The organism is Mesorhizobium sp. M0106 (assembly GCF_040322715.1).
Lineage (GTDB): Bacteria > Pseudomonadota > Alphaproteobacteria > Rhizobiales > Rhizobiaceae > Mesorhizobium.
In genome coordinates this window covers 1-22118 of sequence record NZ_JAMYUA010000008.1, presented here as the reverse complement: position 1 = coordinate 22118, position 22118 = coordinate 1, and the positions used below count along the sequence as shown (strand labels likewise).

General features: G+C 62.3%; 23 protein-coding genes and 1 pseudogene. 15 read left to right on the top strand and 9 right to left on the bottom strand.

The features are described from left to right. The first annotated feature begins 62 nt into the window (after positions 1–62). The 8 genes from dgoD to NKJ55_RS10275 all read left to right on the top strand — a co-directional run bounded on the left by dgoD (position 63) and on the right by NKJ55_RS10275 (position 7999). Entirely contained in the window at positions 63–1235 is a 1173-nt protein-coding gene (gene dgoD, locus NKJ55_RS10310; protein WP_352449808.1) for a galactonate dehydratase, read from the top strand. A gap of 5 nt (positions 1236–1240) precedes the next feature. Continuing rightward, positions 1241–2017, top strand: a complete 777-nt coding sequence (locus tag NKJ55_RS10305; protein ID WP_352449807.1) for an SDR family oxidoreductase — start codon at positions 1241–1243, stop codon at positions 2015–2017. Positions 2018–2047: 30 nt separating this feature from the next. After that, positions 2048–3031 carry a substrate-binding domain-containing protein gene (locus NKJ55_RS10300; RefSeq protein WP_352449806.1) on the top strand — a complete coding sequence of 328 codons (984 nt, stop codon included), beginning with the start codon at positions 2048–2050 and terminating at the stop codon, positions 3029–3031. Positions 3032–3128: 97 nt separating this feature from the next. After that, positions 3129–4649, top strand: a complete 1521-nt coding sequence (locus NKJ55_RS10295; RefSeq protein WP_352449805.1) for a sugar ABC transporter ATP-binding protein — start codon at positions 3129–3131, stop codon at positions 4647–4649. Then, the gene (locus NKJ55_RS10290) at positions 4646–5647 is read left to right on the top strand and encodes an ABC transporter permease (protein ID WP_352449804.1); all 1002 of its coding nucleotides are present in this window, start codon (positions 4646–4648) and stop codon (positions 5645–5647) included. Before NKJ55_RS10295 ends, NKJ55_RS10290 begins: the two co-directional genes overlap by 4 nt. 2 nt (positions 5648–5649) lie before the next feature. Beyond that, complete coding sequence (locus tag NKJ55_RS10285; protein ID WP_245274602.1) at positions 5650–6450, top strand: FadR/GntR family transcriptional regulator; 801 nt, start codon at positions 5650–5652, stop codon at positions 6448–6450. 5 nt (positions 6451–6455) lie between these two features. Next, the gene (locus NKJ55_RS10280) at positions 6456–7331 is read left to right on the top strand and encodes an aldose 1-epimerase (protein ID WP_352449803.1); all 876 of its coding nucleotides are present in this window, start codon (positions 6456–6458) and stop codon (positions 7329–7331) included. A 203-nt stretch (positions 7332–7534) separates the two neighbouring features. Continuing rightward, positions 7535–7999, top strand: coding sequence for a cupin domain-containing protein (locus NKJ55_RS10275; protein WP_352449802.1), 465 nt, complete (start codon positions 7535–7537; stop codon positions 7997–7999). A 65-nt stretch (positions 8000–8064) separates the two neighbouring features. On the opposite strand, the gene NKJ55_RS10270 is transcribed toward NKJ55_RS10275, so the two are convergent. The 6 genes from NKJ55_RS10270 to NKJ55_RS10245 all read right to left on the bottom strand — a co-directional run bounded on the left by NKJ55_RS10270 (position 8065) and on the right by NKJ55_RS10245 (position 15502). Beyond that, on the bottom strand, positions 8065–8568 hold the full coding sequence (locus tag NKJ55_RS10270) for a sarcosine oxidase subunit gamma family protein (protein WP_352449801.1): 504 nt from the start codon (positions 8566–8568) through the stop codon (positions 8065–8067). Then, positions 8561–11515: a sarcosine oxidase subunit alpha family protein gene (locus tag NKJ55_RS10265; RefSeq protein ID WP_352449800.1), complete on the bottom strand. Its 2955-nt coding sequence runs from the start codon at positions 11513–11515 to the stop codon at positions 8561–8563. Before NKJ55_RS10265 ends, NKJ55_RS10270 begins: the two co-directional genes overlap by 8 nt. Beyond that, complete coding sequence (locus NKJ55_RS10260; RefSeq protein ID WP_352449799.1) at positions 11512–11808, bottom strand: sarcosine oxidase subunit delta; 297 nt, start codon at positions 11806–11808, stop codon at positions 11512–11514. The genes NKJ55_RS10265 and NKJ55_RS10260 overlap by 4 nt, the downstream gene beginning before the upstream one ends. Positions 11809–11821: 13 nt before the next feature. Continuing rightward, positions 11822–13078, bottom strand: coding sequence for a sarcosine oxidase subunit beta family protein (locus NKJ55_RS10255; protein WP_352449798.1), 1257 nt, complete (start codon positions 13076–13078; stop codon positions 11822–11824). 10 nt (positions 13079–13088) lie between these two features. Then, positions 13089–14237: a M24 family metallopeptidase gene (locus NKJ55_RS10250; protein WP_352449797.1), complete on the bottom strand. Its 1149-nt coding sequence runs from the start codon at positions 14235–14237 to the stop codon at positions 13089–13091. Positions 14238–14311: 74 nt separating this feature from the next. Further along, the gene (locus NKJ55_RS10245; RefSeq protein ID WP_352449796.1) at positions 14312–15502 is read right to left on the bottom strand and encodes a M24 family metallopeptidase; all 1191 of its coding nucleotides are present in this window, start codon (positions 15500–15502) and stop codon (positions 14312–14314) included. Positions 15503–15739: 237 nt separating this feature from the next. On the opposite strand from NKJ55_RS10245, the gene ehuB reads away from it, so the two are divergent. Genes ehuB through NKJ55_RS10220 form a run of 5 tightly spaced genes read left to right on the top strand, consistent with a single transcriptional unit; the run spans position 15740 to position 19552 of the window. After that, entirely contained in the window at positions 15740–16609 is an 870-nt protein-coding gene (gene ehuB / locus NKJ55_RS10240; protein ID WP_352449795.1) for an ectoine/hydroxyectoine ABC transporter substrate-binding protein EhuB, read from the top strand. A 54-nt stretch (positions 16610–16663) separates the two neighbouring features. After that, positions 16664–17392 (top strand): ectoine/hydroxyectoine ABC transporter permease subunit EhuC, encoded by a 729-nt coding sequence (gene ehuC, locus NKJ55_RS10235; RefSeq protein WP_352449794.1) that lies wholly within the window; start codon positions 16664–16666, stop codon positions 17390–17392. Then, entirely contained in the window at positions 17389–18048 is a 660-nt protein-coding gene (ehuD, locus tag NKJ55_RS10230; protein WP_352449793.1) for an ectoine/hydroxyectoine ABC transporter permease subunit EhuD, read from the top strand. The genes ehuC and ehuD overlap by 4 nt, the downstream gene beginning before the upstream one ends. After that, a complete protein-coding gene (ehuA, locus tag NKJ55_RS10225) occupies positions 18045–18824 on the top strand; it encodes an ectoine/hydroxyectoine ABC transporter ATP-binding protein EhuA (RefSeq protein ID WP_023717024.1) in 780 nt (259 codons plus the stop codon). Before ehuD ends, ehuA begins: the two co-directional genes overlap by 4 nt. Beyond that, positions 18821–19552: a GntR family transcriptional regulator gene (locus NKJ55_RS10220; protein WP_023674261.1), complete on the top strand. Its 732-nt coding sequence runs from the start codon at positions 18821–18823 to the stop codon at positions 19550–19552. Before ehuA ends, NKJ55_RS10220 begins: the two co-directional genes overlap by 4 nt. 144 nt (positions 19553–19696) lie before the next feature. Here the strand turns inward: NKJ55_RS10220 and NKJ55_RS10215 are convergent, their stop codons facing one another. Both NKJ55_RS10215 and NKJ55_RS10210 read right to left on the bottom strand, forming a co-directional pair. Continuing rightward, positions 19697–20128: a VOC family protein gene (locus NKJ55_RS10215; protein WP_352449792.1), complete on the bottom strand. Its 432-nt coding sequence runs from the start codon at positions 20126–20128 to the stop codon at positions 19697–19699. Positions 20129–20220: 92 nt separating this feature from the next. Beyond that, positions 20221–20892, bottom strand: coding sequence for an AraC family transcriptional regulator (locus tag NKJ55_RS10210; RefSeq protein ID WP_352449791.1), 672 nt, complete (start codon positions 20890–20892; stop codon positions 20221–20223). Between the two features lie 383 nt (positions 20893–21275). Between NKJ55_RS10210 and NKJ55_RS10205 the strand changes: the two genes are divergently transcribed. Then, positions 21276–21641 carry a VOC family protein gene (locus NKJ55_RS10205; RefSeq protein ID WP_352449949.1) on the top strand — a complete coding sequence of 122 codons (366 nt, stop codon included), beginning with the start codon at positions 21276–21278 and terminating at the stop codon, positions 21639–21641. Beyond that, on the top strand, positions 21638–22024 hold the full coding sequence (locus NKJ55_RS10200; RefSeq protein ID WP_352449790.1) for a DoxX family protein: 387 nt from the start codon (positions 21638–21640) through the stop codon (positions 22022–22024). The genes NKJ55_RS10205 and NKJ55_RS10200 overlap by 4 nt, the downstream gene beginning before the upstream one ends. Here the strand turns inward: NKJ55_RS10200 and NKJ55_RS10195 are convergent. Beyond that, positions 22003–22118 (bottom strand): annotated as a pseudogene (locus tag NKJ55_RS10195) (IS630 family transposase); the annotation flags it as partial. The gene NKJ55_RS10200 and the pseudogene NKJ55_RS10195 sit on opposite strands and share 22 nt — an antisense overlap.

Genomic DNA, 22118 nt, shown 5'->3' with positions numbered 1-22118 from the left:
TATTATCCATAATAAATCATACATATCGCCCTCGAAAAAAGGCGGCAGGTCTGGGAGGACCAATGAAAATCACGGCCATCAAGGCGCGCGTCTGCAATGCGGAAATGCGCAACTGGGTCTTCGTCCGGGTCGAAACCGACGAGCCCGGGCTGTTTGGCTGGGGTGAGGCAACGCTGGAATGGAAGACCCGAGCCGTCGTTGGGGCGCTTCAGGACCTTGAGGCCCTGCTCATCGGGCAGGATCCGCGCAACGTGGAGCAGTGCTACCAGATACTTACGCGCCACGGATTTTGGCGTCTTGGCGTCGAGGGAATGTCTGCCGTCAGCGGCATCGAGATCGCGCTCTGGGACATCCTGGGCAAGTCATTGGGCGTCCCCGTCTGGCGCCTTCTGGGCGGACAGGTTCGCGACTATCTGCGCACCTATACGCATCTCGGCCTCGGAGACATGAAGGCGGTCTATGAGACCGGATCCGCGGACGCGATCGTGGAACGCGGACGCATCGTGACGCAGGCAGGCTACGACGCTGTCAAGGTCGTCTGCATTCCCTACACCCACTACCTATCGCCTGCGAAAGCCGTTGATTCTGTCGCCAACATGGTTGGCTCACTTCGCGAGGCCATAGGTCCGGATATCGACATCATGGTCGATTTCCATGGACGCCCGGCATCCGTTAACGCGGCGATGGATTACCTCAGAGCAATCGAGCCGGCCCGCATCATGTTCGCGGAAGAGCCCGTTCCACCCGAAGATGTTACCGGATTGGCGCATATTGCGGCGCGATCGGCCGTGCCGATCGCGTCCGGCGAACGGCTGATCGGGCGCCGCGAATTTACGCACTCGATCGCAGCCCGCGCCTTCAACATTGCCCAGCCTGATATTTGCCACACGGGCGGTCTGCTCGAGACAAAAAAGATCGCGGCTATGGCGGAAACGGCAGGCATCGGCCTTGCGCCGCACAACCCGCTCGGTCCGATCGCTGGCGTCGCTGCTCTTCACTTCGGCATATCGACGCCAAACGTCGTCATTCAGGAGGAGATGTCCGGTGCCGTCGCCTGGTACGACGACGTCGTTACCTGGCCAATTCGGCGTAAACCAGGCCGCTGGGACCTGCCCGAACTGCCGGGCCTTGGCGTCACCGTCAATGAGGACGTCATCGCGCGCCACCCCTTCAAGCAGGAAGTGCTGCATGCCCGCAATGCCGTCATGCCGGACGGCACCGTGGTCGACTGGTGAATGCAATGGCAGGCCGGCTGCAAGGAAAGATCGCAATCATCACGGGCGCCGGCCAGGGCATAGGTGCCGCCACCGCCCGGGCTTTTGCGATGCATGGTGCAAAGACCGTCATTGCCGAACTGATTGCGGCAAGCGGCAAAGCGGTCGCCGACGAATTGCGTGCCCAGGGCGCGGACGCCCTGTTCATCGAGACGGACGTCACCGACGCATCCGCGGTCGCGTACATGGTCGCCCGCACGATCACGGCCCATGGCAGCGTCGACATTCTGGTCAACAATGCCGGTGCCAATGTCTTCTACGAACCATTGCTGATGCCGGATGAGGAATGGGAGCGCTGCCTCAAGCTCGACCTCCAGGCCGCGTGGTTCTGCGCCAAGGCGGTTTTGCCGACGATGCTGGCGAAGGGCTCGGGGTCCATCGTCAACATAGCGAGTTGTCACGCCTTCCAGATCATTCCCCATACGTTCCCGTATCCGGTCGCCAAGCATGCACTTTTGGGCCTGACCCGTTCGCTGGCCATCGAATATGCCGCACGCGGTATCCGGGTGAACGCGATCGCCCCCGGCTACATCGAGACGCCGATCGCGGAAGCCTACTGGAACACATTCCCGAACCGCGCCGAGGAGAAGCGGCGAGCCTACGACCTCCATCCGCCCAAGCGAATTGGCCGGCCGGACGAGGTTGCAATGACGGCGGTTTTCCTCGCTTCGGACGAAGCGCCGTTCATAAATGCCGAGACGATCACCATCGATGGTGGGCGCTCGGTTCTCTACCACGACTAGCAACCACCATTGAGCTCAGGGAGGATCTTCATGAAAACCACAACAAAGGCTTTGGCGACATTTGCGATACTGGCTGCCGGACTGATGAGTGGCGCAGCAAGCGCAGACGACATCAAGATCGGCTACATCAACAAGATGGGAGACCACCCATGGTTCGTCGCCGAAGTCGGCGGCGCCAAGAAAGCGGCTGAGGCGGCAGGGGCCGCGTTCGTGTCGCAGGATGTTCAGTTCGACGCCAATTTGACGATCACGACCTTCGATACGATGGTCGGCGATGGCGTGAAAGGCATCGCCATCGTTGTCCCCGACAAGGCGCTGGGACCGGTCATCGCGGAGAAAGCAAAGGCCGCAAAAATTCCCTTGGTGGCGGTGGACGACGATATCTACTACCAGGATGGCACCCAGGTCCCCTATGTCGGCATGAATGCTTACAACATCGGTGCGCGGGTGGGCGAAGAGCTTGCCAAGCTCTACAAGGCTGAAGGCTGGGCGGGCAAAGAGGTGCGCATCGCCTCGATCGAGGACCGCAAGGCCGATACCTGCATGCAGCGCAACAAGGGCGCGGAAGAAGCGTTCCTGAAGGCGGTGCCCGATTTCAAGCCGGGCAACATCGTTCGCGTCCCCTACGACAACACGATGGTCAACGCCATCGACGTGATGACCACCACACTGACGGCCAATCCCAGCGTCACGAACTGGATATTCTATTCATGCAACGATGACGGCGTGCTGGGTGGGGCGCGAGCACTGGAGAATGCTGGCTATTCCGCAGACCAGGGCATGGGGATCGGCATCGACGGGAGCCGCGCCTGCGATGCCTTCGGATCCGGAAAGCCCTCGGCGTTCCGTGGTACGATGTGGCTCAATTCGGAAAATCATGGCGCGCTGGCGGTGAAGATTCTCTTGGCCTCCATCAAGGACGGAACCAAGCTTCCTGTTCAATCCTTCACTGACCCGGAATACATCACCGCCGACAATTTTGCGTCGGACTACAAAGCCAAGCTCTGCCACTGAACCAGATAATGCGTCATGCGCCGCAGTGCGCATGACGCTCTTTGGGCCGGCAGTTCGTCGACGGGCACACGGATCGGTCCTCGGGAGTGAGCTTTTGATGCAATCGGATTTCTTCTTGCTCGACAGGATATCGAAGCGCTTCGGCGTCGTGCAGGCGCTCGACAATGTCTCGATTGCCTTTCGGCCAGGAGAGGTGCTTGCCCTGGTTGGCGAGAATGGCGCCGGCAAGTCGACAATGATGCGAATTCTCGAGGGCGTGTTCGCACCGGACACCGGCACCGTGCTGCATGGCTCCACGCCGATCGTTTTCAGCGAACCGCGCGACAGCCACAGAGCCGGAATACGCGTCATCCATCAGGAGCCGGAGATCGTTCCGAACCTGACCGTGGCCGAGAACATTTTCGTCGGCGAACTGCCGCGGCTGGCAGGCGTCCTGCTCGACTGGCACAGGCTCGAGGACCAGACCGATAAGGTGCTTGCGACCTTCGGCATGCAGCAGGATATGCTGCCGCGTCAACTCTGCAGCACACTCGGTCCGGCACAGCGCCAGATGATCGAAATCATGCGCGCCATACGTGCCGGCGGCCGGCTGATCGCATTCGATGAGCCGACCTCGTCACTGACCGACGACGAAGCGCGCCGTCTTTTTTCAGTAATTCGCCGGCTGCGCGGCGAGGGCACTTCGATCGTCTACATCTCTCACAGGCTGAACGAGGTCATCGACCTTGCGGATCGCATTGTTGTCTTGCGGGACGGCCGGCTGGTCGATGATTCCCCCGCTGCCGGTGCCAGCGAGCAGACCATAGCCAAGCTCATGGTCGGCCGCGACATAGCCGATCTGTTTACGCGCGAGACGTGGCAATCGGGGCAACCGTTGCTGGAGGTGACGGGCCTGATCACCGACCACGTCACCGATGTGAGCCTCAAGGTCCGCCGCGGCGAGGTGCTCGGCATTGCCGGCCTTATGGGTGCGGGTCGATCCGAACTGGCAAAGGCGATTGTCGGCTATGATCGGCGCCTCGACGGAACCATAACGATGAATGGTGTGCCCGTTGGCCCCAACAGTCCGCATGCAGCGATCGTGGCGGGCATCGGCTTTGCCCCGGAAGACCGCAAGCACGAGGCGCTGCTGTTGTTCCGAAGCATTCTTGATAACGCCTCGCTTTGCGTGCCCGACAGAACGTCGACCTTCGGCTTCTTTAACCGGCGCAAGGCACTGGAGATCGTCTCACCGCTTGCAGCAAAGATGTCGATCAAGGCGCCCAACCTCGACGAACAGGTTTCGAAATTATCGGGTGGCAACCAACAGAAGGTCGTTCTCGCGCGCTGGCTTGCGCGGCAGCCGATGCTTCTCATCCTCGACGAGCCGACCCGCGGCATAGACATCGGCGCCAAGGCGGAAATCTATCGCCTGATCGACGAACTCGCCGCCAGCGGCATCGGCATAATCCTGATTTCCTCGGAAATGCCGGAACTGATCGGGCTGGCCGACAGGGTGCTTGTTATGGCTGGAGGCCGGATCACGGCCGAACTTTCCCGCCCTGACATCGACGAGGCCACGATCCTCAGACATGCCATGCCTCAATCTGCAGCATCGCTTGGAGGACAAATTCAGTGAACAGCCTTGAGCTCAGGACAGCAACAACACAAACCGACAACAGGCGCGCTTCCTTGCGCATCGCAGAGCGCGTCGGCATCCACAACATAAGCCTTCTGGTTGCTCTCGCCATCCTCGTGCTCATTTTCGGCACCCTGAGAGGCGACGTGTTCTTCTCCAGCCGAAACCTGCTGAACATCGGTCTAGGCATTACCATCCTGGGCGTTCTGGCGATGAGCCAGACCGTGGTTATTGTCGCCGGAGGGCTCGATATTGCCGTCGGCGCAATTGTCGGTCTGACCACAGTATCGACGGCAATGGCCATCCAGGCCACCGGATCACCCGCCGCGGGCATTCTTGCCGGCCTGGTCCTGGGCGGTCTTGCCGGCCTCGTGAACGGCATCATCATCACCTATGGGCGGGTCAACGCTGTCATCGCGACTCTCGGTACGATGGCGATCTTCCGCGGCATCGCGTTCATCATGTCCGACGGGCAATCGATCGCGATTTTCAGCGAGACTTTCCGCTTCATCGGGATCGGACGAATCCTCGGCCTGCCTCTGCTGATCTGGATTCTCTTGCTGACCGCGATCGTGTTCCATCTCTTCCTTGCCCGCTCGATCGTTGGCCGCAACATCTATGCCCTGGGCGGCAATCCCGTTGTCGCACGCTTCTCCGGCATCGACATCAACCGCTACCGCGTCGGCATCTACATCATGAGTGGAGTGGCGGCCGGATTGGCCGGGATTCTGTTGGCTGCCCGTACCGGCTCCGGGCAGCCCGTATCCGGATCCCAAGGCCTGGAACTCGAGGCCATCACAGCGGCCGTTCTTGGTGGCTGCGCCTTGCAGGGCGGCAAGGGCACGATCGTCGGCGCACTGCTGGGCGTCGCCATCATTGGCGTCCTCAACAACGGAATGATACTGACGTCCGTGCCAACCTTCTATCAGTTGCTTGCCAAGGGCTCGCTGCTGATACTTGCTGTGGTAATTGCCGAGTACCACTTGAACAGGACATGACGATGGACGCGGCGATCGCTTCGACTGGCCAAGGCAAGCAGGACATTCCTGCCGCAGATGGCACCACGTCATCGCTCAAGGATCGCATCGCACGCGATCTCGGACAGCGCATCCTCGCCGGCTCCTACGCCCAGCACTCCGTCCTGCCGACGGAAGCCGAGCTTTGCGTCATCTACGGGGCGAGCCGCACCGCGCTTCGCGATGCTCTTCTGACGCTTTCGGCGAAAGGATTGATCGAGGCGCGCAAGCGGGCCGGGACGCGTGTGCGCGTGTCGAGCGAATGGAACAGGCTGGATGCACAGGTTCTGGAATGGATGCGCGATATCGAGCCCGATCTCGATTTCGTCCGCGGACTGATCGAGGCGCGGCTGGTCATTGAACCCGCTGCCGCCCAACTTGCGGCCAAGATGGCGACGTCAGGCGATCTCGCAGTCATCGAAGCGGCCTATGAAGCCATGCGCATTGCTCCGCAGGACGATCTCGCTGCGTGTCTCGATGCCGACGTCAGGTTTCATACGGCCATCCTGCGTGCCAGCCGCAACCCGGTATTCGCCAATCTCGGCAATATGCTTGCGGCCGCCCTCAGCTTCTCCTTCCGCTTGACCACATCGGCCACCGCTAATTACCAGCAGACGCTGAGCGCGCATGGCGACGTGCTGGAGGCAATCAGGATGCGGAGGGCCGACGATGCACACGATCAGATGAAGGCGCTCATCGGGATCGCGTCGAACGACCTTCTTGCAGTCGCTCGCAAAGGCCGCCATCAACAGCCGATCGCCGCTGCCAAGGCCGATACCGTCTGAAGCTGATGGTCGGGACGATCAAGATCAGAAGCGGAGACCTGTCTGCTGAAATCGTCCCGTCGCTTGGGGCAGGTCTTGCGAGGTTCGATTATGGGCGCGTGCCACTCTTCAGGCCTTGGCCAAACGGCGGGAGCAGCAAACCGTTCGACCTTGCCTGCAACCTGCTTTTGCCATGGTCAAATCGCATCTCGGGCGGCGGGTTCACATTCGACTCCAAATTCCACGAACTGCCTGCCAATGTTGCAGGCGAGCCATTTCCCATTCACGGCAATGGATTTTCGAGCGAGTGGGACGTCGACAGCGTAACGCAGGACAACGCAAAGCTGTCGCTCATCAGCAACGGGCCCGGCCCATACCGATATCGCGCCGAGGTGAGCTACGCCCTGGCCGGGCAGGGGCTCGACCTGAAGCTTCGCATCGTCAATCAGGCGCCGGTCAGGCTCCCGTTTGGGCTTGGCATCCATCCGTGGTTCCCAAGAACGGCACGGACCACGCTTCATGCGCCGGCCTCGCAGGTTTGTCTCGAACTGCCCAGCCATCTCCCTGAACGGTTTGTCGATATCAAAACTCGTCCCGATTGGGATTTCGGCGCCCCGGCCGTATTGCCGAACGGATGGATAAACAATCTGTTTGCCGGTTGGGACGCCGTCGCTACCATATCGTGGCCGGAGCACAGTTGCAGCCTGCGGATTGAAGCTTCATCGTCCTTGAACTTCTACCTGGTCCATTCGCCATCGGACGAGAGCGACTTCTTCTGTTTTGAACCGGTCAGTCATCCTGTCGATGCTCACAATCGTGGTTCGATCGACAAATGGAATGGACTGTCGGTGCTTGGGCCCGGCGAGAGCCTGGCAGCCCGTTGCAGCTTTGCCGTCAGTTAGGCGGACCTCTGCGGCGCCCTCGAATTGGCGAATGTCGGCCAGCATGTCCGGTGAGAACGAAGCCGGCTTTTCGTCCAAACGGAGCTTGGGAAGAGGGAACTCCGGCGACCGGGAACCCGTGAGCCAGTTCGACGTTTGCCGGATGTCGCTGCGCAGCTCGTCTGCTTGACGGCCCACCAAATATGCCTGGCAGGATTGGATCAATGACGGATGTTGAACCAAAAGAATTCGTGCTCGCAGGCATCGTCATGAAGCGACTGGTCTCCGGCGAACAGACGGGAGGCTTGTTGAGTCTCTTCGAAAACAGAAGCGACGGGCACACGAAAACGCCAATCCATGTTCATGCGAATGACGACGAGACGGTCTACGTCATCGAAGGGCACTTGACCGCAATTGTAGACGGTGTGGTCCGAACGCTCTCGCCCGGCGAGAGCATGTTTTTGAAGCGGGGCATCCCGCACCAGCTTATGAATCCCGGCAATCAGGTCGTTCGTTATATCCTGATAGACACGCCAAGTGTGTTCGAGCAGTTTCTCGCCGAAGGTGGCCATGAACGCAGCAAGGGAGAGGTGGTCGGGTCGCCGACGCCTGCCGATATCGAGCGGCTCAAAGCAGCCGCGCCGAAGTTTGGGATTACGCTTCTGCAGGACTGGCCGGCAAGAGAGTAGATGGCTTCGTGATGGCGGCTTGAATCGCCGCTAAAGCCAGCCCTTGCCCGAGGAACCGGTATTGGCTAGCCGCCGGCAATCCAATCCGAGAGGCTGCGGGCAAAACTTCGCGGCACGATGAGTTCGCACGCGGTCTCGCCGGTGCGCAGGAAGAGCACGGGCACGTGATGGAAGGATGTTTGCACGGCGCGGCCCGGAGCGGCGGTCGGCGCGTGCCAGTCGACGGCAATGCAGCCGGACAGAAGCCTTGCGATACCAGGGCCGGCCATTTTCAAACGAACACGACCTTCCCCGAGGGGCACGGAACAGCCGAGATCGGGGTCGACGACAAGGGCTGGCGCTTCTGTGCCTTCGTCGAGAGCCAGCCAAAGGCGGCGAGGTGCAACGCGGATGGTTAAAAGGCCCTTGTGGCGAACCGTCTCTCCGACCGAAGCGGGAAGTTTCGTGTTGAGCGACGCCGAGACGCTCTTTTCGAATTGTCTCAGTGTCGCGTCCCAGCCCTCGATCTGGATAAGCGGACAATCCGCCACGGACAGGCTGAAATCCCGAGAAGCGGTCAAGCTAGCCATGCAGCCGTTCTCCCTGCGGATCGATGAATACCGGCGAGACAACGCGGGCGCGAACCGTTTCGGCCTTCATCGGATAGACCGCCACGACCTCGCTTCCTTCTGCCGCGACATCACCGGCAAGCAGGGCCAACCCGACATAATGGCCGCGTTCGGGGCTGAAAGTGACGGAGGTGACACGACCGCGCCCATGGCCATGGGGTTTCTCATCCGGCAGGAACAGGATGGCACCGCCGCGCAGGCGTTTTCCCTCTTCGATGCATTCCAGCCCGACCAGACGCTGCCGGTTGGGCGCCCGGAGGGCAGGGCGCCGTCGCAGGACGTCGCCGACGAAGCCGCTGCGCTTGCCGGCCATGCGGCCGAGGCCGAGATCGTCGAGCGTCGTGCGCCCATCGATCTCCGGTCCGGCGACATGGCCCTTTTCGACCCGCAGCGCGCCAAGCGCCTCGACACCGTAAGGCTTCAGGTCGAAGGGTCTGCCGGCTTCGAGCAAGCGGCTCCAGAGCTGTTCACCGGCAGTGGCGCCGACATAGACTTCGTAAGCGCGCTCGCCGGAATAACTGAGACGCAGGATGCGGAGCGCACGGCCCTCCCATTCGCTTTCGAGTAGTCCCATATGCGAAAGCGCCTCCTCGGAAACGTCGAGAGCGGGAAACGCTGCATTCAGGATAGCGCGGCTGTTAGGCCCGGCAACCGACATCGCCGCCCACTCGTCGCTGACCGAGGTAACGGCCACGCGCAAATCCGGCCAGGCCGTGTCGAGCAGGAATTCGAGACGCGACAGCACATCGGCGGCCTTGGCGGTCGAAGTGGTCATGAAGAACCGGTTTTCCGCTAGCCGCGTCGTGGTGCCGTCGTCGAAGACGATGCCGTCGTCGCGCAGCATGACGCCGTAGCGGGCGCGGCCTATCGCCAGTTTGGTAAAGCCGTTGGCATAGACGCGGTCGAGGAAGATTGCCGCATCCGGGCCCTGGACATCGATCTTGCCGAGCGTGGAGATGTCCATCAGCCCCGCGGCCTGACGCACGGTACGCATTTCGGCAACATAGGCCTCGTTCACGTCGCGGCCCGACTGCCGGTAGAAATAGGGCCGCATCCAGAGCCCGACCTCGAGCATCTCGGCGCCGTTCGCCATGTGCCCGTCGTGCATCGGCGTGCGGCGGATCGGCTTGAAATGATGGCCGACGGCGCGTCCGGCAAGCGCGCCGATCGCTACCGGCGTATAGGGCGGGCGGAAGGTCGTGGTGCCGGTCTCGGGAATCGTTGCGTTGCGCAGCGCTGCCATGGCGGCAAGTGCGGGAAAATTGCTGGTCTTGCCCTGATCGGTGCCCATGCCGAGCGTGGTGTAGCGCTTCAGGTGCTCGACCGATTCATAGCCCTCACGATGGGCGAGCTCGATATCCCCGGTCGTCACGTCCATCTGGAAATCGACGAAGGCTTTTCCACGTCCGACCGAAGGGGCTTGGGGAAGTAGCGTCGTAGCGGTCTCGCCGAGATCGAGTTTCGACAGAGCGGGCACCGGCGCCGACTTGCCGCAGGAGGCTGCCGCTTTGATGCCGGCGCGATGGCCGTCCTCGACGGCGGCGGCGGTCGCATAGGCTCCCATCATTGCGCCGGCGCCGAACTGGCTGGCTGAAAAGACGCCCGGCACGAAACCGTCAATGTCGTCGCGATACACAGGTCTGACACCGAGGTGTGAGGTGAGATGCACGGTTGGCGACCAGCCGCCGGAGATGCAGACCAGGTCACAGGCGGCCGAGGACTGGCCCTCCGGCCCATTGAGCGTTACGCGCCTGACGGCATGGCCGTCGTGCAGGTCGACGATGCGCGTTGCGGCCCGCACCACCACGCCGAGCCGTGCGGCTTCCGCGGCAAGTGCTGTGGGCGGCGCTGCGCGAACATCGGCAACCGTTACCTCCGCGCCGGCATCGGCAAGGTCGAAGGCGGCGCGCCAGGCGCCGTCATTGGTGGTGGCGACGATGATTTTCTTGCCCGGCAGGACGGCGAAACGGTTGAGGTAGGTCCGGGCGGCCGAGGCAAGCATGACGCCGGGCCGGTCATTGTTCGAGAACACCATCGGCCGCTCGATGGCGCCGGTGGCGAAAACGATCGAACGGGTGCGCAGCATGGTGACCGTTTGGCGTGTCTCGCCATTCGGCTGCGGATCGGTTGGATCGCGCTGTTCGACCAGTCCAAGGACATTGCCGTCATAGCTGCCGAAAGCGGTCGTCCGCTTCATCAGCGCGACGGTTTCGAAGTCCTCCAACTCGGCCTCGGCCTGCCTCAGCCATGCGGCGGCTGCGCTGTCGGACGGTTCCGCCAAAAGCTGGCCGCCAAGCAGGAAATCCTGCTCGATCAGCGCAACCCGCGCCCCGGCCGCGGCCGCTGCCCGCGCCGCCGACAATCCCGCCGGGCCGCCGCCGACAATGGCGACATCGGCAAAGGCATGACGAACCTCATAGCGGTCGGGATCCGGGCCGGTGCCGGCTCTACCCAGGCCGGCCGCCTTGCGGATGAAATGTTCGTAGAACATCCAGGCGCGGCGCGTCGGGCCCATGAAGGTCTTGTAGTAGAAGCCGGCGGACAGAAACGGCGCCAACAGCCCATTGACGCTTTGTACGTCGAAGGCAAGCGATGGCCAGCGGTTTTGACTCTCCACGACCATGCCGTCGGCGAGTTCCAGTGTCGTCGCCGGCAGGTTCGGCTCGCGCCTGCCGGCGCTCCCGAGCGTAACCAGCGCATTCGGCTCTTCGGGCCCGGCGGAAAAAATGCCGCGCGGGCGATGATATTTGAAGCTGCGACCGACCAGCGTGACGCCATTGGCGAGCAGCGCAGAGGCAAGCGTGTCACCGCGATATCCAGCCAGCTTGCGGGCGTCGAAGGTAAACTCGACCGGCTGCTCGCGGTCGATGCGGCTACCTAACGACAGCCGTTTGCGGTTCGAACTCATGCCGGGGATTTCCTTAGAGTTGATTTCCTGGCCCGCAATTTTCTGGCGAAGTCGACGGATGCGACGGCATGGTTGCGGGTGTCGCGTTCGACCACCAGCCATTGCCGGCAACCGGTCACGTGCTGCCAGAATTCACGGTGCGGGCCGGCCGGGTTTGTCCTGATATAGACGTAGCGGTACCAGGCCTCCGGATCGGGATCGTCATGGGCCGGACGCGTGACCGAGGCATCGCCGCCATAGCGGAACTCGTCATGGTCGCGCGGGCCGCAGCAGGGGCATTCGATGCGCAGCATTTTGTCCCGCCTCCTATTGCAGCCAGGCGGAAGGGCCGACACCGGCCTCATCGAGCGTGTGGCCGGTGCGGAAACGATCGAGCTCGTAGGCCGCGATCAAGGGATGCGGCTTGCCGGTGGCGATCGTGTGGGCGAAGCACCAGCCGGACGCCGGCGTCGCCTTGAAGCCGCCATAGCACCAGCCGCCGTTGAGATAGAGGCCGTCGATCGGCGTCGGGCAGATGATCGGGCTGGCATCGGGAGTCATGTCCATGACGCCGCCCCAGTGGCGCAGCAGCCGGACGCGCGAAATGCACGGCATCAATGCAATCGCCGCCTCCGCCACCTCGCGCACGACGCCGAGATTGCCGCGCTGGGCGTATGAATTGTAGCCGTCGAGATTGCCGCCGAAGACCAGTCCGCCCTTGTCGGACTGGCTGACGTAGAAATGGTCGGCACCGTAAGCGACGACGTGATCTACCAACGGCTTCAGCGGCTCGGTGACGAAAGCTTGCAGCACATGGCTTTCGATCGGCAGTTCAAGGCCGGCCTTGGCGCCGAGCACGGACGTGTGGCCAGCGACCGCGAGGCCGACCTTGCCGGCGCCGATGCGGCCTTTCGTCGTTTCGACGCCGACGATACTGTCGCCGTCGCGGACAAAGCCTGTCACTTCGCAGTTCTGGATGATGTCGACGCCATGGCCGTCGGCAGCGCGCGCATACCCCCAAGCGACGGCATCGTGGCGCGCCGTGCCCGCCCGGCCCTGGAAGATAGCGCCATGGATCGGGAAGCGGGCGGTGTCGGAAAAGTCGAGATAAGGCACCAGCCGGCGCACGTCTTCCCGGTCGAGGATATCGGCATCGATGCCGTTCAGCCGCATGACATTGGCGCGGTGGCTGAAGCCGTCGAGCTGATCGGCCGAATGCGCCGTGACGAGCTGGCCGCGCTGCGAGAACATGACGTTGAAATTCAGCGCCCGCGACATGCCCTCCCAAAGCTTCATCGAGAATTCGTAGAACTGGGTGTTGCCATCGAGCAGGTAGTTGGAGCGGATGACGGTAGTGTTGCGGCCGACATTGCCGCCGCCGACATAGCCCTTTTCGAGCACCGCGACGTTGCGGATGCCGTGGTTCTCGGCAAGGTAGAAGGCGGTAGCGAGGCCGTGTCCACCGCCGCCGATGACGATCACATCATAGGACGGTTTTGGCTCCGCCGCACGCCAGGCGCGCTGCCAATTCTTCTGGCCGGACAGCGCGTTGCGGAAAATCGAGAGTGCCGAGTAGCGCGCCATGCGTGCGGGCCTATCGAACGATCGGGCCGGCCGGGGTGCGGGTGAGCACTTCAGCGCCCGCATCGGTCAAAAGCACCGTGTTGGAGACGAAGTCATCGCCGCGACCGGTGCCCATCAGCCATGACAGGATGTGGAAGCTCATCCCGGTCTCGATCTCGAGGTCGGAATCGTGCCTCAAGCCGGTCACCGAATTGCCGCCGGTCCATGACGGCGGCTGGCCGGCGCCGACAAGATAACCGCAGTGATGGCGGCGATAGTGGGAAAGACCGGCCTCGTCGGCGACAGCCTGCCAGGCGGCGTAGACATCGCGCGCCTTGGCGCCCGGCCGCAACGCCTCGATGACCGCGTTGAACGCCTTGGCGGTCAATTCCGCCATTGCGGCGTCTTCGTCGCTGATGTGGCCGATGCGAACGAGCCGGCCGAGCGGGGCGTGGTAGCGCGAGATGCACCCGGACAGTTCGACAAAGACCGGCTCGCCCTTGCGGTAGATCCCGTCGCCCCAGGTCGTGTGCTCTTCACCCAAGCGCGCGGCCGGGCGGATGAACGGTCCGAAGCCCGGCGCATGACCGCCGGCGCGGATCATTGCCGCAACACATTGGGCGGCGACCTCCTGTTCGGAAGCGCCATCCGAGATCGCGGCGATCGCGGCACCGGCGGCGGCGTCCGTCACCTTGGCGGCTCGACGCATCAGCGCCTGTTCCTCGGCGCTCTTCACCCGCCGCATCTTGTCGACCAGACCGGAGACATCGCTCCATTTGGCGTCCGCCTGCGTCTGGAGCGCAACGGCAAGCCCATGGCTGAGGCCAGCCGTCCAGTATTCGAGGCCGATCCGCTTGCCCGACAGGCCGAGCTCCGCAAGCACCCGCGCGGCAAGGTCGGCCGCCGTTTCGCTGTCGGAGTGACCACGGAATTCCGCTGCCTTTACCTGCTTCTCGATCGTCACCATTTCCATCGAGCGGGTGACCAGGACAGGTTGTCCCTGGAGCGGGACGATCAGCAGGTGAGGGGCAAAATACCCCCAATGATCGAGCCCGGTGAGATAGAAGACGTTCTCCGGCGAGGCGAAGACCGCCGCGTCGAGGTCGCGCTCGGCCAGTGCAGCACGGACCTTGGCAAGGCGGCCGGCAATTTCGGCTTCGGAAAACGGATTGCGGTCCATCGGGCGTCCTCGTGCTTGTTGCCGGCTTGCTGGCGGGCATGGTCTTTTCGGCAGCCGGTTTCCCGGCCGCCATGTCAGTCGATGACGACGAGTTCGCGCGCCACGTCGCAGAGGCGTTCGCCGCCGCGATCCGTGACGACGAACGATTCCGAGATGGCGATGCCGAAATCGTCGAGCCAGACGCCGGCCATGAAATGGAAGCACATCCCGGGCTGCATCTCGGTGGTGTCGCCGGGACGAAGGCTTGCGGTGCGTTCACCCCAATCGGGCGGATAGGCGAGCCCGACCGGATAGCCGACGCGGCTTTCCTTCTTCAGCCCGTTCTTCCTCAACACTGCCTGCCAGGCGGCTTCCACCTGTTCGGCGGTGTTGCCGGGGCGCGCCTTCTCGAGGCCAGCGTCGACGCCCTCGACGATCGCCTTGGCCATGTCGAGGATGGCTTGTGGCGGCTTGCCGAAATGTACCGTCCGGGTCAGCGCCGCATGATAGCGGCGCCGCACGCCGGCGATCTCCAGAATGGCGAGGCCGCTGTCCGGCAGCGGCGCGTCGGACCACGTCAGATGCGGCGTGCTGGTGCCCTCGCCAACGGGCATCAGCGGACAGATCGCGGCATAGTCGCCGCCCGCTCCGGGCACGCCCATGATCTGCGCGTGATAGATTTCCGCAATGACATGGTTCTGAGGCACACCGGGCCGCATTTTCTCGATGGCACGGTTCATGGCATGCGTGCAGATCGCACCCGCCTCGCGGATCAGCACCAGCTCGGCTTCGGATTTGACCAGCCGCGCCCAGTTGACGAGATCGTGGTTGTTGGCGAAGTGCGCGTCGGGCAGCCCCTCGACAAGGTGGGCGTGGCAGCGCGCAGTGTAATAATGCGCGTCCATCTCGACGCCGATGCGGGCTTTTCCCCAGCCGCGCGACCGGATCAGTCGGGCGAGTTCGTCATAGGGGTGTTCGACGGGCTGCTGCACCAGCCGTTCCGAGAACGGCACGATGTTTGTCTCCGGCAGGCCGGTGGTCAGGCGTGCGCTCTTGGCATCCTGTGCCCTGCCGAACCAGATCGGCCGGTCTTCCTCCAGATGGACGAGCACGCACTGCGGAACGTAGAACGACCATCCATCATAGCCGGTCAGCCAGCACATGTTGGCGGGATCCTGACAAACGATGAGATCGAAGCCGGCTTTTTGCATGCGTGTCTTCACGCCGGCGAGGCGCTGCCCATACTCCGCTTGCGTGAATGTCCCGAAGCCGTTCGCGGTCGCCACCGAAATCCTGCCTTCCAGGTACGCCGTTTGCCTTTTGTAAGTGGCAACTAGGCCAAATTGTGCACAACTCGACGTCAATTTGCCGGCTAACTGCGAATTATCGCCGAATTTTCATGGTTTCTATATCTCTGCTTGCGAAATGTCTAGGGCAGTTGTATACGTCTGATCAAGCAGGCGTCGACCTCGAAGAAGGCCGCGCCCTGGGAACCGTCCACAGTTGTCCAATGGGAGAAAAGCATGCTCAAATCATCGATATCGCGCCGTATGGTCGTGAAGGCGGCTGCCTGCATCGCGCTCGCCGCGACGTCATTGACGTCGTTGTCCGCTCACGCGGAAACCACCCTCGAACGGGCCAAGAAGGACGGCTACATCCGCGTCGGTTTCGCCAACGAGGCGCCGTTCGGTTACGCCACGCCAGACGGCAAGCTGACCGGCGAGGCCCCTGAAGTCGCTAAGGCGGTGCTCGCCAAGATGGGCATACCGCAGGTCGACGGTGTTTTGACCGAATTCGGCTCGCTCATTCCGGGTCTCAAGGCCGGCCGCTTCGACATCATCGCCGCCGGCATGTTCATCACTCCGAAGCGCTGCGCCGAGATCAACTACTCCGAGCCGTCCTACGGCATCGGCGAGGCGATGCTGGTGGCAAAAGGCAATCCGAAAGGCATCAAGGATTTTTCCAGCATCAAGGACAATCCGGATCTCAAGCTTGCCGTGATGGCCGGCGCCGTTGAAGGCGGCTTCGCCAAGGAAGCGGGCGTTGCCGATGGGCAGATCGTCTCCTTGCCTGACCAGTCCAGCCTGGTCGCCGCCGTCCAGTCGGGCCGCGCCGACGCTGCCGCGCTGACCGCTCTTTCGATCGCCGACATGGCCAAGAAAGCCGACGGTGTCGAATCGACCAAGCCCTTCGGCGAGGTTGCCGGCAAGTCGGTGAAAGGCCATGGCGGCTTCGGCTTCCGCAAGGAAGACACCGACCTGCAGGAGGCGTTCAACGCCGAACTGAAGAAGTTCCTCGGTTCGCCGGAGCATATCGCGCTGGTCGAGCCACTCGGCTTCGGCAAGGACTATCTCCCCAACAAGACCACCGCAGAGCTCTGCGCGGGCAAATAGGTTCCCAACTGCTGGCGGCGCGAAAGCGCCGCCCTTTTTCCTTGGGGGAATCGCATGGGTATCCGTACGCTCGTTGCCATGCTGATCATCGCGCTTGTCGTGATCGGTGCCTTGGCAACACAGGAATCATATCAAGTGTTTATGCCGGGGCTGCTGCAAGGCGCGGTCCTGACAATCGAGATCGCCGTCCTCGGCAGCCTGCTGGCAATTGTCATGGGCGTGCTTGCAGCACTTGCAAGGATGTATGGCCCGACGCCGCTCAGATGGCTGGCCACGGTTTACGTCGAGATCTTCCGCGGAACGTCGGCACTGGTGCAATTGTTCTGGCTGTTTTTCGTGCTCCCGCAATTCGGCGTCACGATCAACGCATTCGTTGTGGCGGTGCTCGCGCTCGGCCTGAATGTCGGCGCCTACGGATCGGAGTGCGTGCGCGGCGCGATCCAGTCCGTCGCCCGCGGCCAGTGGGAAGCGTGCACGGCATTGAACATGAGCCGCCCGCAGATGCTGCGCCGGATCATTCTGCCGCAGGCCTTTGTTGCCATGATCCCGCCCTGGGGCAATCTGTTCATCGAGCTTCTGAAATCGACAGCGCTTGTCTCGCTGATCACGCTCTCGGACCTCGCCTTCAAGGCGCAGCAAATGAACCAGAACACGTTCAAGACCATTCCGATCTTCACCCTCGTCCTTTTGATGTACCTGGCAATGTCGCTGGTTGTGACCATCGGCATGCGGCTTCTCGAAAGGCGAGCTTCGCTCGGACTGGCGCGGGGGAAGGCGGCATGATCTGGGATTGGGCATTTGCCCTGGAAATCCTGCCGGTGCTCGCCCGCGCCGCCATCGTTTCCATCGAAGCGACGCTGATCGGCTTTGTGCTTGCCGCCTCGCTCGGCCTGGTGCTGGCGGTCGTCCGCATCGCCGTGCCATGGACCAGCTGGACGATTTCGGTGCTGGTCGAGCTGATCCGCTCGACCCCGCTGCTCATCCAGATATTCTTTCTCTATTTCGTCTTTCCGAAATTCGGTGTCGTGCTCGACGCTTTCACCGCCGGGGTGCTGGCCATCGGCATCCACTACGCCGCCTATTGCTCCGAGGTCTATCGCGCCGGTTTCGACAACATCCATCGCGGCCAGTGGGAAGCTTCGATCGCGCTCAATCTCTCGTCCTGGACGACGTTCCGCGACATCATCATTCCGCAGGCGATCCCGCCGATCGTTCCGGCGCTCGGCAATTATCTGGTGGCCTTGTTCAAGGAAACGCCGTTGCTTTCCGCAATCGCCGTGATGGAACTGATGCAGACCGCCAAGATCATCGGCTCCGAAACGTTCCGCTACACCGAGCCGATCACGCTGGTCGGCCTGTTTTTCCTTGCCATGAGCCTGGTTTCGGCGGCGCTCATCCGCTCCCTCGAAGGGCTGCTCAACCGGAGGACCACCCGATGACGGAACAACCGATGGTCCGCTTCGACAATGTATCGAAACGCTACGGCACGTTAACCGTTCTCGACGGGCTCAATCTCGAAATAGCGCGCGGCGAAAAAGTCTCGGTCATCGGTCCGTCGGGTTCGGGCAAGACGACGGTGCTGCGCATGCTGATGACGCTGGAGACGATCAATGACGGCGTCATCTGGGTCGAAGGCGAGCCGCTGACCCATATGGAGAGGAACGGCAAGCTTGTTCCCGCCGATCTCGCCCACATCCGCAAGATCCGCGCCAAGATCGGCATGGTGTTCCAGTCGTTCAACCTGTTTCCGCATATGACGGCGATGCAGAACTGCATCGAGGCGCCGATAACGGTGCTCGGAATGAAGCGGGCGGACGCCGAGGCACGAGCGGCCGAGCTGCTGGAGCTGGTCGGTCTGGCCCAGAAGAAGGACCACTATCCGTCACAGCTTTCTGGTGGCCAACAGCAGCGCGTCGCCATCGCCAGGGCGCTGGCAATGCGGCCCAAGATCATGCTGTTCGACGAGGTAACGTCGGCGCTCGACCCGGAGCTTGTCGGCGAAGTGCTACAGGTGATAAGGCAGATCGGGCGCGAGCATGATCTCACCATGCTGATGGTCACCCATCAGATGGGCTTCGCCAAGGAGTTTTCCGACCGCGTTTGTTTCTTCTATCAAGGCAAGATCTGCGAGCAGGGGCCGCCAAGCGAACTGTTTGGTGCTCCCAAGAACGAGCGGACACGGCAATTCCTGCACGCTGTCCTGGAGGCTGGGTGACGATCGAGACAGAGGCCAAGCCGCCCACGACGGTGACCGCCGCGCCGCCGCGCCCGCTCTCCGCGCGGGAGCGGTTCGAGCGCATCTACCGGATATTGCGCGACCGCATCTGCCTGCTCGATTATGCGCCGGGAAGCCACCTTTCCGAGGAAGAACTTGCCCAGGAATTCGAGATCAGCCGCACGCCGGTCCGGCGCGTGCTGGCGCGCCTTGAATCCGAGGGTCTGGTTCAATCCGTCCACGGCGTCGGCACGATCGTCACCGACGTCGACATCGAGGAATTGCAGCAGGTCTATCATCTGCGCCTCGAGCTGGCGCTCCTCGTCGGCAAGCTTTCGCCGATTCCGCGCACGGCGGACGATCTTGACCGGATACGGGCGCTCATCGCGCGCTGCGACTCCGACATACTCAATCCCGACCAGCGCGCTTTCCTGCGCCTCAACATGGATTTTTTCTACGAGCTCACGGCGATGACCGGCAACCAGCCACTGCGCGAGATCAGCGAGCGCCTGTATTTTCAGGTCGCGCGCGTCGTCCTGAAGCTGATGCCGCAATTGGGCCTCGTCGAGGAATTCACCGCATTCCGCCGCGAAATGGAAGAGGTCCTTGCCGCCGCCGAAATCGGCGACTGGGAGTCCATCGGGCACATAAGGCGGGCGCATATCTCAATGAGCTTCCGCCGCATGATGCGCCATGCAGGCGAGGCGAATCTGGATAGAGCTACATAATCAGCCCCCTAAGATTGTGCTGGTGGACTGCCGTCGAACTGGCTTCGTTTGCCAGGGAAAGCAGGCCGCCCGCCCCGATCCCGACAGAATTTGCCAGGACCGGGAATGACTAGAACGGCCCGATACTACAGGCCCGCGCCGCCCTTAAAGAGGATTCTCACTCGGTATGTTGGCGGGATTCCAGACGACCTCCCACAGGTGTCCGTTCGGGTCGCGGAAATATCCGGCGTACCCGCCAAAGAATGTGTCCCGGGCAGGCTTGATGATCTCGGCTCCGGCGCGGGCGGCCTCATCCATCACTTGATCGACTTCTTCGCGGCGCACAACATTGTGTCCGACTGTGAACGAGGTCGAGCTGATCGGCGCCTTGGGCAGGCCGGTGTCGTAGGCGAGGTCGTCCTGCGCCCAGATCGCGAGCTTCAACCCGCCGGACAGCGTGAAGAACGCGACGGCGCCATGCTCGAACTCGCGGCCGATGATCCCTTCCGTCGGCAAGCCGAGACCATCGCGGTAGAACGCGAGAGAACTCTCAAGGTCGGCGACAGCGATGGTAAAAACCGAAATGCGCGGTTTCATGGCAGTCTCCTCTGGTTGTCGGAGATACCAGGATAAAGTCGGGCGATAGTGAAGACTTGAACAAAACGGCCAATGAAGAGCGCGACGTCGTTTCATCCGTTCTGCAGCAGGTGATGAATCTGTCGCGGGGTGCTTCCTGTCAGGCGTCGGCTCTCGCGGACAAGATGCGCCTGGTCGGAATAGCCCGCCTCGGCTGCCAGGATGGCCGTAGCGCTGTTCGATTGGCTCCAAAGCCGCAGAAAGCGCTGGTAGCGGAGGATACGGTCAAGCGTTTTGGGGCCATAGCCGAAGCTCTCGTCGAAGCGCCGGCGCAACGTCCTTTCGCTCATCTCGAGTGCGCGCATCAACCAAGGGACGAGCGGCGCGTCGGGTGGCGGCCCGCGCTCGATCAATCGATATGCCGCCTGCATGGGAGCGTCTGGCGCGCGGGAGGCCGCCTCCTCGGCGACGACCTGTTCGAGCGAACAGGCCAGATCTTCGAAATTGTCGCCAGCGCGCACGCGGCTGGCGAGGCGCCGGGCTCGCGCTCCCCATAAATCGTCGAGCAACAGCCTCTGGCCGACAAGCTCGATTTGTGGCACGCCGAGCCATGCCGCCGCCGTGGCAGGATGAAAGCGCAAGCCGATCACGATCTCGTCTGCCTCCAGGACCTCGGTCTGCGGCTCCTTGTCGGGGCCGGCAATTCGGAAGCTGCCTCCGATCCATTGCAGGTCGATCGTTGCATCGGGCATGACGACGATTGGCGGTGCGCCCGCCGGGTCCATTCGATGCGCCCACACCGAAGCAAAGCTCCCGTGAAGCCGCGCCGACGCTGGACGTTGCTGAAATGAACCCGTTGCCTGCGCTGGGACGGGATCGCTCATCTCGCTCCTCTTCGGATTACCGGCGGTGAACCTACGACGCAGTGGCTGCGCCCGCCGTCGCTCGAGACAACAATCTGCACGACCGACAACGTCTGCCAATCGAGAACGGTTGCAAGAATCGGTTGTTTCTTCCGGCAGGAAGGAAGAGGGCAGGTGAACAATCATGTCAGATGCATCGCCTCGGCAGCGCCGTGTGAAGCCATAGGTCGATGGCCGTTTTGTTCAATCCGGCAGGCGAGATGCGTGCTTATCTTTCGCCGTCGTACATCACACGAGAGGTATGCATCATGAGCAACAACAACGATCAACGGATCGACTACGTCGAATTCAACGTGAAAGACATTCAGCGGTCACGCGACTTCTACGGAAAGGCCTTCGGCTGGACCTTCACTGACTACGGCCCGCAATATTGCGAGTTCAACGACGGGCGCTTGTCAGGTGGCTTCGCCGCTGGGCCAGCGAGGTCCGGAGGAGGCCCGTTCGTCATTCTCTATGCCGATGATTTGCCGGCAACGGTCAAGCGGGTCGAGGAAGCGGGAGGCACGATCGTCAGGCCGATTTATGGGTTCCCCGGCGGCCGGCGCTTTCATTTCGCGGATCCGGATGGTTACGAGCTAGCGGTTTACACCGAGGACGGCAGCAAGGAATGATCGCGTTCCTCCACCACCTTGGATTGGTTTTGCTCGGCGGCGTCTTTATCTGGGCGGGCGCCGAGCATTTCCTCAGGTTCCGGGCAGTTACAGCGTCCCTGGCCGAGCGGGGCTTTCCTGCTCCCAGGCCTCTTCTCGCGGCCGGATCGGTGCTGGAGATCGCAGGCGGCTTTTGCCTAGCAGCGGGCCTTGGTGGACCCTTTCCCGCCGCGACCTTGGCCGTATTCACCATTGCGGCGTCGTTCATGGCGCTCAACTTCTGGCGCTACAGCGGCGATGAACGCGAAGCGCTTCGTACCGGCTTCACCATCAATGTCGCCGTCTTGGGCGGGTTGATTGTCGCCGCGACCACTAGAGCCTTTCACGTTTTGATGGAAGCGTAGCCGGCGTTTGCGAAGTAGTTGTTGCATTCGGTTGCCTCGATCGTTTCAACGAGGTGGCCGATGTGGCGCCAAGTGTCCTCGACGGTACGTTTCT